Raw genomic sequence first — 14598 nt, forward strand, 5'->3', positions numbered from 1 at the left:
AGCCGGCTCCCACAGGTATCGCACACAATTCAGAGTCGGTGCGGTAACTGTGGGAGCCGGCTTGCCGGCGATAGGGCCGGATCAATCGACTCAAACTCGGGTTGATTCACGCCAGCGGGTACAACGCCTCATCGAACTGCGCCAACCGCGGGAACACCAGCGGCTGATCATCCGCCAACTGCTCCAGGCGCTGCTGGTACTGCTGCAGAAAACCCTGGCGCGCTTCGTCGCTGATATACGGCACATGCCAGGCCACGAACGGCGGCAGCACGTCGAAGCCAACGTACGCCAGCGTCCCCCGCAGAATCGGCCGCAACATGTCCTCGAGCGGCCCATGGATAGCCCCTTCGCCAAACATGTGCTCACGCCCGCCAAGGGTCACCGTCACCAGTGCCTTCTTGCCGGCCAGCCCACCCTGGTCGTAGAAGCGCTTGCCGCCATAACAGACACCCGACACCAGCACCCGGTCGATCCAGCCCTTGAGCATGGCCGGCGCCGAGAACCAGAAGACTGGGAAGTTCAGCACCAGCAAGTCGGCCCATAACAGCTTGTCCAGCTCTTGCTGGATATCTGCGGCAATGGCGCCGCTCTTTACCCCCAGGCGCTGCTCCAGCGCATACACCAGGTACTCGGGGTTCTCCCGCGTGGCGAAATCGTCCGCACTGGCCACTGGGTTCCAGCCCATGGCATACAGGTCGCTGACCTTGACCGCATGGCCCTGGGCGCGAAAGGTAGCCACCGCCTGGTCACGCAGGGCGGCGGTGAAGGATTGCGGCTCGGGGTGAGCATGGACGATCAATACATTCACGACAGTTCTCCTTGCATCAGTTCACCCGCACACCGGGCAATGCGCTGGCACGCCTCGGCCAAGGCTTCGGCGCCTACCACCAACCCCAGGCGAATATGCCCGGCGGCGCTCGGGCCAAAGGCTTCTCCCGCCAGTACCGATACGCCTTCGCGGTCCAGCAGGCGGTCGGCGAAGGCCTGGGCACTGAGGCCGGTTTCGCGGATATCGACCATCACGAACATGCCACCGTCGGGTTTGAGCGCCTTGACGCCCGGGCAACCGGCCAGCTGTTCGCACACCAGGTCCCGGCGCTGGCGATAGGCTTCGCGCATCGCCTCAAGGGCGGGCAAGGGCTGATTCAAGGCCACCACGGCGGCGTCCTGGATAAAGTCCGGCGAGCCATAGAGCATGCACAGCGCCAAGTTCTCCAGGTGCGTGGCCAGCTCAGGCGAGCCCACCACCCAGCCCACCCGCCACCCGGTCATGGCATGGGATTTCGACAGGCTGTTGAGGGTCGCGGTGCGCTCGGCCATGCCGGGCAGGCTGCCCGGGCTGACATGCTCGCCTTCGTACAGCAGTTCGCTGTACACCTCGTCGGAGATCAGCCACAGGTCGTGGGCGATGCACAGCTCGGCCAACGCCTCCCAGGTCGAGCGCGGCAAGCTCGCGCCCGAGGGGTTGTGCGGGCTGTTCAAGGCCAGGGCGCGGGTGCGGGGGGTGATGCGCGCGGCCACGTCCTGCGGGCACACCCGAAAACCGTTCTCCGGCTTGACCGGCACCGGCACCACCGTGGCACCACAGGCACCGAACACCGCCTCGTAAGTGACGTACATCGGCTCGGCGACGATCACTTCATCACCCGGGTCGAGCACACACTGGGCCACGCAGAACAAAGCGCACTGGGCACCCGCCAGTACCGTGACCTGGTCAGCACTGACGGGCTGGCCGCTGCGCTGCCGGTGACGATCGGCAATGGCCTGGCGCAGCGCGAGTTTGCCGCGTACATCGGCGTAATGGGTGTGGCCGGCACGCAGGCTGTCGATGGCCGCTTCAACGATGGGGGCCGGGGTGTCGAAGTCCGGGTCGCCCACCGACAGCAGCAAAACGTCCTTGCCCTCGGCCTGCATCGCCAGGGCGCGGTAGTGGATGTCCCAGGCGGCAGCACCGTCACCGGCGATGCGTTGGGTCAGCTTGGCATAGCGCATGGCAGTCTCCCTTCAAATGCGGTCAATCGACGAGAATCTTGGGGTTCGAGCTGCCCCACACGGTGTAGAGGTCGGCCAGCAATGCGCCGTTGATTTCCTCCATCTCGCCCTGGGTAATCTCGCCACCGGCCTGTTTGCCGAACAGCACCACTTCGTTGCCGTTCTTGACGTCGGGGAAGTCGGTGACATCGACCATCAAGGTGTTCATCGATACCTTGCCCACCACCGGCACGAGGTGGCCGTTGATCAGCACATGGCCCTTGTTGGTGAACACCCGGCGGTAGCCGTCGGAATAGCCGACGGTGATATTGGCCAGGCGCGAGTCGCGCGCCAGGGTGAAGGTGCGGTCATAGCCGACAGTGTTGCCAGCCGGGTAGCTGTGCACCGCCGCCACTCGCGACTTGAACTGCATGGCACGCTTGTACTCGGTACGCTCGGGCACGGTGTCGCCGAACAGCGCACCGCCGGTGCGGACCATGTCCAGGCGTGCTTCCGGTACCTCCAGGGTGGCGAACGAGTTGGCGGCGTGCAGGGTCAGTTGGCGGCGGTCGAGCTTGGCATGTTTGATCAACCAGTCGGCCTGCTCGTTGAACGCTGCCAAGCCCTTGCGCACGTCATCCTTGTCTTCCACGGCGAAGTGGGTCATCAACGCCACCAGCTTGAGGTGCTTCTGGTCGGTGATCTGCAGTGCCTCACCTCGCCCGCTCCAGCTGGCCATTTCCACGCCGTTACGGCTCATGCCGCTGGAGTTGAGCGCCAGGTGAATGCGCAAGGTCTTGCCATGGCGCTCGGCGATGGCATCGGCCTGGCGGGCGAACTCGGCGCTGCCGACCAGCTCTTCCATGTCGTATTGCAGGGCATCTTCCAGCTCGCTCAGGCTGGCCAGGCGTACCCGCACCAGTTGCCCGGTGAAGCCGCTGGCCCGCACCACGCGGGCTTCCTCGTTGCTGGCGACCGCCACGCAAGGCACGCCAAGGGCGATCACCGACGGCATCACCAGGCCAATACCGTGGCCGTAGGCGTCGGCCTTGAGCACGGCGCACAGCTTGGACTTGCCACCCAGCTCCGCTTGCAGGGTGCGAATGTTGTGTTGCAAGGCACTGGCACTGATCTCGACCCAGGCGTTGCTGTTTTGCACGGTCAGCGCGTTGCTGCCGTTGTCCATCGACAGCGGCGGCGCGGCATACAGCGGGGCTTGGCCAGTGATCAGCAGGGCCAGGGAGGCAGCGAGGAGCGTGCGGCGAAATTGCATGGAGGTTTCTCTTGTTATGGACGATGCGCTGCGGTCAGCAGACGCAGGTATGTTTGAGCTCGATAAAGGTCACGCCTGGCGTGGCGAAGCCGTCGGCCAGGTCAGCCTGCAAGGCATCCAGGTCACGTGGCTGACGCACCGCGCAGCCAAACGCACGGGCCAGGCCGATGAAATCAGGGTTGCGTGGCAGTACGCCGACCGGTTCGATATCCAGGCCGAGCATATCGTCGCGGATCTGGCCAAGGGCGTCATTGTTCCACAGCAATACCACCAACGGCCGGTCCAGTTCCTCGACCGCGGTGGCCAGTTCCTGGGCGGTGTAGAGGAAACCGCCGTCGCCCACCAGCACCAGGCCGGGGCGATGGTCAGTGGCGAGCATGCCGCCGATACCCGCCGGCAAGCCATAGCCGAGGGTGCCGTAACCGGTGGGGTGCAACCAGCTGCGCGGCGCCCGGCTGGCAAAGGCGTAGTTGCCGGTGTAGGCCAGTTGGGTCATGTCGCTGCTGATGAACGCGTCGTCTGGCAGCACCGCGTCGATGCGGTCGAGAATGGCCTGGTGGATGGCCTGCAACGGTGCGTGCCCGGTGCGAATGGCCTGGCGCAGGCCAGCCACCGCTTCGATGGCCTGGCAAGGGTCGCGTTCGACCTCGGGCAGGTGCGCCAGCAAACCGTCGAGGGTCTGTCGAGCATCGCCGTGCAAGGCCACCGCGCACGGGTAAAAATCGTTGAACTTGCGTGGGTCGATGTCGACTCGCAGCAACTCACCCGTGAGCGGCAGGCGCTCGCGCCAGAAGTCGGTATCGGCCATTTCGGTACCCACTGCCAACACCACATCGGCTTCGCTGATCATCTGCCAGCCCGGCGCGACGCACAGGCTAGAACCCGCATTCAATGGCGCCTCAGGCGGCAGCAGGCCCTTGCCAGCGACGCTGGTGAACAGCGGCGCTGCCAAGCGGGTGCTCAACTGCGCAAGTTGCGCGGCGGCCTGCAGTGCGCCACCGCCGGCGATGATCATTGGCCGTTTCGCTGCGGCCAGTTTCAGCGCGGCCTGCTCCAGCGTGCCCCGGTCTGGCTGGCCGCGCCCAGGGCGGCGTACCACCGCGTCGCTCCAGTCGCGGGCAACCGGCGCGGCCAACACGTCCAGCGGGACCGAGATGTGCACCGGGCGCGGGCGTTCGCTGTCGAATACTGCCCAGGCACGGGCAATCAGCTCGGGCAGGTCTTCAGCGCTCAGTGCCACGGCGGAGAACGCCGTGATCGGCGCGGTCATGGCGCGCTGGTCCTGGGTTTCGTGCAGGCAGCCCCAACCTTTGCCCAGGCTGGCGGTGTGGTTGACGCTGGATATCACCAGCAACGGGATCGAGTCGGCATAGGCCTGGCCGATGGCAGTGGCGGCATTGGTCACGCCTGGGCCGGTGATGACAAAACACACGCCCGGCCTGCCGCTGACCCGGGCGTAACCATCGGCCATGAAGCCCGCGCCCTGCTCATGCCGCGTCAGCACATGGCGGATGCCACTGCCGGGCAAGCCGCGGTACAGCTCCAGGGTATGCACCCCTGGGATGCCGAACACGGTATCCACCCCATAGTTGGCCAGCAGCCGTACCAGCGCCTGGCCGGCGGTCATCGAGTGCTCATTCATGCTGATCTCCTTGCAGCTGGCCGAGGCGGATCAGCGCATCGACCGCGGTGGTGCCGTGGGCACCGACCATCAATGGGTTCACATCCAGTTCCAGCAGCTGCCCGGCGTTTTCGCAGGCGTAGTCGGCCACCGCGCGGATCGCCGCCACCAGGGCATCCAGGTCGGCAGCCGGGCGCCCCCGAAAACCCTGCAGCAGGCTGACGCTGCGCAGGCCAAGCAGTGCTGCGCGAATGGCGCTGTCGGTGGTGGGCAGCAACAGGCTGACGCTGTCTTTAAGCAGCTCCACCAGCACACCGCCCGCCCCGATCACCAAAGCCAGGGCAAAGTCGTTTTCACGCTTGATGCCGACGATCAACTCGGCCAAGGGCGGCGGCGCCATGGGTTCGAGCAAGACCTGGTCGAACGCCACCCCCGGCGCATAGGCGTCGATGCGCTGGCGCATCTGCGCCAGGGCGGCCTGCAGCGCTGCGCCATCACGCAGGTTCAACGCCACCGCACCGGCTTCGGTCTTATGCGGCAACTGCGCACTGACCGCCTTGAGCACCAGCGGGTAGCCAACGCGGTTGGCATCGTTTAGCGCGTGCTCCGGGGTACTCAGCACCCCGCCTGGCACCGGCAGGCCAAACGCACTCAGGGCCTGCTTGGACTGCCATTCGTCCAGCAGGCGGCTTTCACCTGCGAGGGGCCGTGGGCACAGCGGCACCTGCGCCGCCTCGCCCTGTTCCAGCAGCCGCTGGCGGTTGCGCTGATAGGCCACGATCCGCCCCCACGCTGCCAGGCCATCTTCCACGCCTTGCAGCGCGGCGATGCCATGGGCATGCAGGCGCTCACGGGCCGAGGCTGGCAACAGCTCGGGGAACGCCGAGGTGACGAAGCCGATCTTGCCGTGGCGCGCCAGGGCGTCGCAGTAAAGCGCCAGCAACAGGTCGCATTCCTTGCGCTCACCGGTGAACGCTGCGGGGTAGTCGAGCACCAGCATGGCGGCATCGGTGTCAGCGCCCAGGGTGCTGTCGAGCATCTGTTGCAGGGCCACTTCATCGCCCCAGATCGCTGTTGTGAAGTCCAGCGGATTGACCAGGTTGGCGTAGGACGGAAGTACCTGGGCCAGTGCCCCCACCTGCCCTGGCGCCAGCGCGGGCAGGCGCAACTGGTTGCGCTCGGCGTAGTCGGCGATCAAGCCCGCATCGCCGCCCGAACAGGCCAGGGCGATCAGCCGGTCGCCGGCCGGCAAACGGCCACAGGCGGCAGCCTTGAGGGTCTCGACGAAGCTCACCGGGCCACTCACGCGGATCACACCCAGGCGCTGGAATAGGCTGTCGTACAGGGCATCGGAGCCTGACAGCGAACTGGTGTGGCTGAGCGCCAGTTCAGCGCCGATCTGCGACACGCCGGTTTTCAGGGCAATGATCGGGGTGCCCTGTTGCAGTGCCTTGTAGGCGGCGCGGGCAAAGCCCGGCACGTTTTTCAGGCCCTCGAGGTGCAAGCCGATAGCAGTCACCCGTGGGTCGTCGAGCAGCACGTCCATCAACTCGGCCACGCCCAACTGCGCCTGGTTGCCGACCGATGCCATGTAGGCCACCGGCAGCGAGCGGTCGCTCATGGACAGGTTGTAGGCAAAATTGCCGCTCTGGGTCAGGATCGCCACGCCCTGCTCCACCTGCTTGCCGCCATGGGCCACCGGCCATAGGGCCGCGCCGTGCAAGTAGTCGAGCAGGCCATAGCAGTTGGGGCCAAGCAAGGCCATGCTGCCGGCGGCCTCAAGCAGGCGCTGCTGCAACAGGCGGCCTTGTTCACCGCTTTCGGCGAAGCCCGAGGCGTAGCAGATGGCGCCACCGGCACCGATGGCAGCCAGTTCCGCGACACACTGCAGGGTCAGCTCACGGTGCGTGGCGATGAACACCGCGTCTGGGGCGCATGGCAGGTCTGCCACCCGCGCCACACAGGGGATGCCCTCCAGGCTCGCGTGTTGCGGGTTGACCAGCCACAGCGGGCCGGCAAAGCCGCCTTCGGCACAGCGCTTGAGGGCACGGGCCATGCTGCGCCCACCCACGAAGGCCAAGTGCCGTGGCGCCAGCAGGCGCTTGAGGTTGTCACGATTGGAATGCGACATGCTGAGTCTCCAGGTCGATCAGCGCAGCAACGGGCGCAGCAGCTCACGGGAAATGATGTGCCGCTGGATTTCCGACGTGCCCTCCCAGATCCGCTCGATGCGGGCGTTGCGCCAGATGCGCTCGACCGGCCCCTCATCCATCAGGCCCATGCCGCCAAAAATCTGCACGGCTTCGTCAGCGACCTTGCCCAGCACTTCGCTGGCAAACAGCTTGGCCATGCCCGCTTCGCCATCGGTCATGCTGCCCTGGTCCATCTTCCAGGCGGTGTGCAGGGTGAGCAGTTCGGCGGCGCGGATCTGCGTGGCCATGTCTGCCAGCTTGAACGACACACCCTGGTAGCTGCCGATGGGCTGGCCAAATTGCTTGCGGTCGGCGGCCCACTGCAGCGATGCGTCCAATGCTCGCTGGGCCTGGCCGACGCAGTTGGCGGCAACCATCACCCTGCCAGCGGTAAGCCAGGCGTTGGCCACCTCCCAGCCTTTGCCGACTTCGCCCAGCACGTTGCTGGCTGGCACCCGGCAGTCGTCGAAGAACAGCTCGTAGGTGTGGTAGCCGCGGTTGCTCACGCACTTGGGCCCGCGGCGGATGGTCATGCCGGGGGTGTCCCGGTCGACCAGCAAGGCGGTGACCGCATTGCGTTTGCGCCCGTTGTGCTCGTAGGTGTCGGTCACCGCGAAGACGATGGCGAAGTCGGCATGCCCGGCGTGGCTGATGAAGTGTTTGCTGCCGTTGATCACGAAGTCATCGCCCTGGCGCACCGCGCGGGTCTTGATGGCGTTGGCGTCAGAGCCCGCGCCAGGCTCGGTAAGGGCGAAGCAATCGGTCTTTTCGCCCTGCACGCACGGCAGCAGGTAGTCGGTGATCTGCTGGTCTTTGCAGGCCATGAGAATCTTCGACGGGCGTGCGACAAACACGTGCAGCGCCCAGGAAACCTTGGACAACTCGCGCTCGATCAGCGCTTGGGACAGATAATCGAGGCCACCGCCGCCGACTTCTTCAGGCATGTTGAAGGCATAGAACCCGGCGGCGATGGCCTTGCCGCGGATCTGCGCAGCCAGTTCCGGCGACACCGCGTCGGCACGGTCTACCGCTTCTTCATGGGGCAGCAGTTCCTTGGCCACGAAGCTGCGTACCGCATCCACCAACATTTCTTGTTCTTGGGTCAGTTGGAAATTCATCTGCGAAGGTCCTGAAGAGGTAACGGGTTATTGGCCGACGAAGTGTGCTGGGCGCCGTTCTACCGAGGCCTTGAGCGCCTCGGCGCCGTCCTGGCTGCGCCCGCATAGCAAGCCGGCCTGGCGCTCGGCTTCGAGTTGCTCGGCCAGGGTGCGCTGGGCGCCTTCGCGGATCAGCCGCTTGGTCTGCGCGTAGGCGAAGGTCGGGCCGTTGGCCAGGCGGCCCGCCAGTTCAGCGGCCACCGCAGGCAATTGCTCGTCGGCGCAGACCTCGCTCACCAGCCCTGCCGCCAAGGCCCGTTCGGCGCCCCACAGTTCGTCGAGGAACAACAGGCGTTTGGCCTGCTCGCTGCCAATCAGCCGTGGCAGGTGCCAGCTGGCGCCGGCATCGGGGCTGTAGGCCATGCTGGTGTATCCGGCTTTGAAGCGTGCCGAGGCAGCAGCGATGCGCAGGTCACAGCACAGGCTCAGGTCCATGCCGCCGCCGACGGCGGTGCCGTTGATGGCGGCCAGGGTCGGTTTGTCGAGGCTGTGCAGGCGCAGCATCAGGGCGTGGGCGGTCTCGGTCCAGCCGTAGCTTTCCAGTGCCCCACGGGCCTCGGCCTCGGCCCACTCCGCCAGGTCGGCGCCGGCACAGAAGCTGCGCCCGCTGCCGGTCAGCACCACCACACGGACGGCGGGGTCGCTGTTGCAGGTGTCGAGCAGGGCATGCAGATGCTTGAGGCTGGGAATGTCCAGTGCGTTGCGCTGCTCGGGGCGGTTGAGGGTGAGCCAGGCAACGCCGGCTTCGACCTTGCTCAACACTGACGATGACGGGGTGGTCATGGGAGGCCTCGCTGTTGTTATTGGGGTGGAGGACGTGATGAAGGTGATACTAAACGAGTGTTCAACAAGGCGGGATGGGTTGTTACAACTTTGCACAACTCGGATCAAAACCCTTGCGCTTCCCTTGTAGAAGCAGCCTTGTGCTGCGAAGAGGCCAGTGCAGGCTCAAAACAATGTTGATGCCTGCACCGGCCTCTTCGCAGCACAAGGCTGCCCCCAACAAGCGGCGTCAAACCCCAGGCGCACTCGGCGCAAAGGCCCCTTGCCGCCGGCGGTTCACCCCGTAATACGCCGCATAGCACAGGGCAATGAAACCAAAGCCCCAGTACAACGACGGCCGCTGGGTCTCATCGATGGCCAGAAACACGAACAGCGAACAGCACAGGGTGATGCACAACAGCGGCACCAAGGGGTACAGCGGCGCCTTGTACTTGAGGTCCTGCAATTGCCCGCCATCACGCAGGTACGCCTTGCGGAACCGGTACTGCGCCAGGGCGATGACGATCCAGGTCACAGTGCCCGACATGCCGCTCACGGCCATCAACACCATGAACAAGGTGTCGGCAGCCACGAAGCTGGTCATCAGCGACACCAGGGCAAAGCACAGGGTGATGCTCAGGGCACGCAGTGGCACGCCGCGCTTGCTCAGCGGCGACAGGCTCTTGGGTGCCATGCCGCTCTTGGACATGGCCCAGAGGATGCGCGTGGAGGCATACAGCCCGGAGTTACCCACCGACAGGATGGCGGTGAGGATGACGAAGTTCATCAGGTCGGCCGCGTAGGGAATGCCGACCATGTCGAACACCTGCACGAACGGGCTTTCCATCAACCCGGCCTGCTCGAACGGCACGATGGCCGACAGCACGGCAATCGCCAGCACGTAGAAGATCAGCACGCGGAACACCACGTTGCGCACGGCCCGGGGGATGCTCTTTTCCGGGTGCTCGGTCTCACCGGCCGCCACGCCCATGATTTCGCAGCCCTGAAAGGCATACACCACGGTCATCATCACCGCGAACACCGCCGACAGGCCATGGGGGAACAGCGACTCGCCCACCAAGTTGTTCAGCATCGGTGCCGGCGCCCCGTTGTTCAGCGGGATGGCGCCGAAGATCACCAGCAGGCCGACCACGATAAAGCCGAGGATGGTCGCCACCTTGATCCCCGAGAACCAGTATTCCGCCTCGCCAAAGGCCCGTGTGGCCAGAGCATTGAGGCCGAACAGCACGACCACGAACAACGCCGACCAATACCAGATTGGCACCTCGGGGAACCAGCGGGTCATCAGCATGCCCGCAGCGGTGAACTCCAGGCCCACCGTGGTGGCCCAACTCATCCAGTACACCCAGCCAATCATGAAGCCTGTGGCTGGGCCGATGAACTTGGTGGCATGGGCCTGGAACGAACCGGAAACCGGCATCTGCACCGACAGCTCGCCCAGGCAGACCATCACCAGGTACATCAACAGCCCCGCCACCAGGTAGGCCAGGATCGCCCCCACCGGCCCGCCCTGGTTGATGGTGACGCCCGAGCCCATGAACAGCCCGGTGCCGATCACGCCGCCCAGCGACAGCATGAAGATGTGCCGGCTTTTCAGCGCGCGGGTCAGCTGGATTTTGCCTTCGTGGGTGTCAGTCATGGTTCACCCCGCTGTAGCAGGGGGTGCAAAACGATTGTTCAAGGAGGGGCTGAGCGCTACGGCATGTCATTATTGTTATCTCCAATAAGCCTCATGGACCGCGTGCAACACGGTTGCCATCGATTATTGGAAACGGATGTAAGGTGCCGTTGTACGAACCGATCAAAGATGTAAAAAGTCGTAAGTTTTTTGTACGTCAGCTCTGAATCAACTGTTTCAGGGTGGTGCGGGCCTGTTCCAGCTCTGCCGCTAGTGGCTCGCTGAGCGCCAGCAGCGCCTGTTCATCTTGGCCTTGGGCGGCGTCTTCGAGGCGGCGCAACACGCCAGCCAGGCCAGCAAAGCCGAGGGAATCGCAACTGCCCGCCAGGCGGTGCGCCAAGTGCGACACTGCAGCGCAGTCGCGTGCCTGCAAGGCTTCGGCCAGCGCCGTGGCGTGCTGCTCGATCGATTGGCGCAGCACTGCCAGCAGCGCCTGCAACTTCTGCTCGCCCAGCAAGCTGCGGTGGGTTTGCAGCAGTGACCAGTCCATGCCCGACCCAGGTGCAGCCACCGGGGCAGGCGCAACCTCGGCCAGGGCCTGGCGCAGGTGCTCCAGGCGCAGCGGTTTGGCCAGTACTCCCTGCATGCCTGCGGCCAGGTAATCGGGGACTTGCGCCGGTTGCACCCCGGCAGTCAGCGCCAGGATCCGGCTGCCACGGTTTGGCCCTGGGGTGGCGCGGATGCGCCGGCACAACTCAACCCCGCTCAAGCCGGGCAAGTGCACATCCAGCAGGATCAGGTCGAAGCGCTGCTGGGCACAGGCTTGCAGGGCTTGCTCGGCATCCTCGGCAAAGCACACCTGGTGGCCATCGCGTACCAGCAACCCACCCGCCACCTCACGGTTCAACGCCACGTCCTCGACCACCAGGATACGCAGGCTGGCCGACGCCGAGCATGCCGGCTCATGGGCAACGGCAGGCTGCCCACGCGCCATGTCTAGCTCGAACCAGAAGCAGCTGCCCTGCCCCGGTACGCTGTCCAGGCCGATGCGGCCGCCAAGTTTTTCCACCAGGTGCTTGCAGATCGCCAAGCCCAGGCCAGTGCCACCATAGCGCCGGGCCACCGCTTCGCTGGCCTGCACGAAACGGTCAAAAATCTTCGCCTGCATGGCCGGTTCGATGCCAATACCATTGTCACTGACCGATACGCGCAAGCGCTGCCCGCTCTGATCGCTGGCCAGCACCTGCACCCTGAGTTCGACCTGGCCGTGCGCGGTGAACTTGATGGCGTTGGCCAGCAGGTTGCTCAGTACCTGGCGCAGGTACTGCTCGGCGCCATGCTGATGCGCCGCCAGTTGCTCATCGACCTCCACGTGCAGGGTGTCGCCGCGTTCCAAGGCCATTGGTTCGAGCAATGCCAGCACCTCCGTGCACAACTGGCGCAGTGAGAAACCGAGCATTTCGGCCTGGCTCTCGCCCTCTTCGAGACGGGCAAAGCAAAGCACCTCGTTAAGAATGGCCAACAGCCCTTCGCCCGCCTTGTACAAAGCCTGTAGGCGTTGCCGGTCGAGCGCATCGAGCCTGGCGCCACGTAGCAGTTCGGCCATGCCGAGGATGCCATTCAGCGGCGTGCGCAGCTCATGGCTCATGGTCGCCAAAAAGCGTGACTTGGCCAGGTTGGCGGCTTCGGCCTCATCCTTGGCCCGGGCTAGGCTCGCGGTACGCCGCTCGACCATGGCCTGTAGCTCGTCACGCTTGTCCTGCAGGGCCACGCGGTCAAGCTCGCGGCGCTCGATGTCGCTGAGGATGGCCCGGCGCATGTCGTCCAGTGCATGCGCCACGGTGTCGATCTCATCGGCATGCGCCGAACGGCGGCGATCCAGGCGCAGCGGCTCCTGCCAGTGCCCGGCCCCGATACGCCGGGCAAACTCGGCCATGACTTGCAAATGGCGCGTCACCAAGCGGTAGAACAAGCCAGACAACGCGACCGCCAGGCCACACAGAAACACCCCCATCCACAACAGGCTGGCCAGGCCCGTGGCATACAGCCGCCGGTGCACCGCGCCCAGGTCGATGCTCACCTCCAGCTCGCCAAGGTGCCGTGCCGGCCCCGACGGTGGCTGGTAATCCAGCGGGAAACGCTCGATGCGCAGTGGCCCCTTAGGCTCGGCTTCACCGCGCAACAGGGTGAAGTCATCGCTGAGCAGACGTACCCGCGCCACATCTGAAAAGTCCACCAGGCCACGCAATTGAACATCCAGTTGCGCTTCGTCGAGGTCCCACAAGCTGCGCTCCAGGCTGGCCAGGTAACCCGCGCGGATCAACGCCATGCGCGCCTCGATGTCGCGCATCTCGCGGCGGTACTCGAAATACAGCTGCACGGAACTGGCCAGCACCGTGAAGCACAGGCTGAACAGCAGGATAAACAGCAGCAGGCGGCGCAACAGGCCGTCGGTGCGCAGGCGGATCATCGGGCATCCGCCGGCAGGTTGATCATGTCGCGGTAGGTCACTTCGCTCTGCTCCAGCCAGCGGTCGATCTCGCCAGCTTCGTGCATGCGCCGCAACTGGTGGTCGATCTCGTCCATGTGCTGGCTCAGGGAGGACTGGCGCGACACCGCCACGCGCAGGTAGTCCACGCTCAGCGCGGCCGGCAAGGCGCGGATGTCTTCGGCGCCGGGCAGGTGCTCGATGAACAGCTCGCCAGTACGCCGCTCCTGGATCACGAAGTCGATGCGCCCACGGATCAGCTTGCCGAAGTTCTGCTGGCTGGACGACACCCGCTCGATGTTCTGGTGGCGCGCGACAAAACGGTCGAAGTCGGCGCCGTAGCTTTCACCGTAGAGCAAGCCGCCACGGTACCCGGCCAAGTCTTCCAGGTGCTGAAACTGCACGGGCCGGCGGCGATTGAAAAACACCGCCACCTCTTCACGTATCACCGGTACCGACGAAAAACGCATGCCTTGGTCACGTTGGTCGCTGTCGTAGGCCAGCACCACGTCCACCCGCCCGGCGGCAGCGTCCATCAGGCAGCGCTTCCAGTTGCCCAGCACCACGGTTTGCACCTCTCGGCCCATGCGTGCAAACAGCTCCCGCACCACCGTCGGCGCCAGGCCGCGCACCTGGTGGCCATCGCTCCAGGAAATCGGCGGGTACACGGGGTAGTCGCAGTAGCGCACCGGCTCAGCCGCCGCTGCTGGCAAGCCTGGTACCAGCACCGCCAGCGCCAGCAGGCGGCGCAGGGTGCTCACGCGGCCACGCTGGCGGTGAACAGGTAGCCGGTGCCATGAATGGTGATGATCAGTTGCGGCTCGGCCGGGTCGTCATGCAGCTTGCGGCGCAGGCGGCCGACCAGCACGTCGATGGAGCGGTCGTTGGGTACCCACTCACGGTTGCGGATCTGGTCCATCAACTGGTCGCGGCTCAGGGTGTGGCCGCTGTTGCGCAGGAAGACGCTGAGCAGTTGGAACTCGCCATGGGTCAGCAGCGTTTGCCCGCCACGCGGGTCGATCAGGCGTCGACGGTCAGTGTCCAGTGCCCAGTCGGCAAATTGCTTGAGCGACTGCGCGCAGGCGGGCGCCGGGTGCACCTCGCGGGCATGGCGTACACGGCGAATCAGGTTTTTGGCGCGGGACACCAGCTCGCGGGGGTTGAGCGGTTTCATGATGTAGTCGTCGGCGCCGCACTCCAGGCCGACGATGCGGTCGATGTCGTCATTGCGCCCGGTGATGAGGATGATGCCGACTTCCGAGCGCACCCGCAGCTCGCGGGTCAGGGTCAGGCCGTCCTTGCCGGGCAGGCGAATGTCCAGCAGCACCAGGTCGACGTCCTGGCTGCCGAGCAATGCCTCGGCCTTTTCTGCGGTGTCGGCGCAGTGCACGTCATAGCCTTCCTGGGACAGATAGGCCTGCAGCAAGTCACGAATAAGCGGATCGTCATCGACGATCAATACCCGAGGCGTCATTGCGTGAAGTCTCTTTTTTTA

Annotated in this window: 11 protein-coding genes; all 11 read right to left on the bottom strand. The window is 65.2% G+C overall.

Features of this window, described 5'->3' with window-relative positions; translation table 11 throughout:
- Positions 1 to 106 precede the first annotated feature (106 nt).
- Positions 107 to 808, bottom strand: a complete 702-nt coding sequence (locus tag AC5PZ0_RS22435) for an NAD(P)H-dependent oxidoreductase (RefSeq protein WP_099428981.1) — start codon at positions 806 to 808, stop codon at positions 107 to 109.
- The gene (locus AC5PZ0_RS22440) at positions 805 to 1992 is read right to left on the bottom strand and encodes a pyridoxal phosphate-dependent aminotransferase (RefSeq protein ID WP_265969771.1); all 1188 of its coding nucleotides are present in this window, start codon (positions 1990 to 1992) and stop codon (positions 805 to 807) included. Before AC5PZ0_RS22440 ends, AC5PZ0_RS22435 begins: the two co-directional genes overlap by 4 nt.
- Positions 1993 to 2014: 22 nt before the next feature.
- On the bottom strand, positions 2015 to 3244 hold the full coding sequence (gene alr / locus AC5PZ0_RS22445; protein WP_493855755.1) for an alanine racemase: 1230 nt from the start codon (positions 3242 to 3244) through the stop codon (positions 2015 to 2017).
- Between the two features lie 34 nt (positions 3245 to 3278).
- A complete protein-coding gene (locus AC5PZ0_RS22450) occupies positions 3279 to 4886 on the bottom strand; it encodes a 5-guanidino-2-oxopentanoate decarboxylase (protein ID WP_493855756.1) in 1608 nt (535 codons plus the stop codon).
- Positions 4879 to 6996: an acetate--CoA ligase family protein gene (locus tag AC5PZ0_RS22455; RefSeq protein WP_493855757.1), complete on the bottom strand. Its 2118-nt coding sequence runs from the start codon at positions 6994 to 6996 to the stop codon at positions 4879 to 4881. The genes AC5PZ0_RS22450 and AC5PZ0_RS22455 overlap by 8 nt, the downstream gene beginning before the upstream one ends.
- Before the next feature lie 18 nt (positions 6997 to 7014).
- Positions 7015 to 8175 (bottom strand): acyl-CoA dehydrogenase family protein, encoded by a 1161-nt coding sequence (locus tag AC5PZ0_RS22460; RefSeq protein ID WP_099453726.1) that lies wholly within the window; start codon positions 8173 to 8175, stop codon positions 7015 to 7017.
- Positions 8176 to 8202: 27 nt separating this feature from the next.
- Complete coding sequence (locus AC5PZ0_RS22465; protein ID WP_099428976.1) at positions 8203 to 8997, bottom strand: enoyl-CoA hydratase/isomerase family protein; 795 nt, start codon at positions 8995 to 8997, stop codon at positions 8203 to 8205.
- A gap of 229 nt (positions 8998 to 9226) precedes the next feature.
- The gene (locus tag AC5PZ0_RS22470; RefSeq protein ID WP_027593672.1) at positions 9227 to 10636 is read right to left on the bottom strand and encodes an amino acid permease; all 1410 of its coding nucleotides are present in this window, start codon (positions 10634 to 10636) and stop codon (positions 9227 to 9229) included.
- Between the two features lie 196 nt (positions 10637 to 10832).
- Positions 10833 to 13085 (bottom strand): ATP-binding protein, encoded by a 2253-nt coding sequence (locus tag AC5PZ0_RS22475; RefSeq protein WP_493855758.1) that lies wholly within the window; start codon positions 13083 to 13085, stop codon positions 10833 to 10835.
- On the bottom strand, positions 13082 to 13855 hold the full coding sequence (locus AC5PZ0_RS22480) for a substrate-binding periplasmic protein (protein WP_027593674.1): 774 nt from the start codon (positions 13853 to 13855) through the stop codon (positions 13082 to 13084). The genes AC5PZ0_RS22475 and AC5PZ0_RS22480 overlap by 4 nt, the downstream gene beginning before the upstream one ends.
- A 5-nt stretch (positions 13856 to 13860) precedes the next feature.
- Positions 13861 to 14577: a response regulator gene (locus tag AC5PZ0_RS22485; protein WP_099428974.1), complete on the bottom strand. Its 717-nt coding sequence runs from the start codon at positions 14575 to 14577 to the stop codon at positions 13861 to 13863.
- Positions 14578 to 14598 lie beyond the last annotated feature (21 nt).

Source organism: Pseudomonas sp. 5.2, assembly GCF_059025405.1.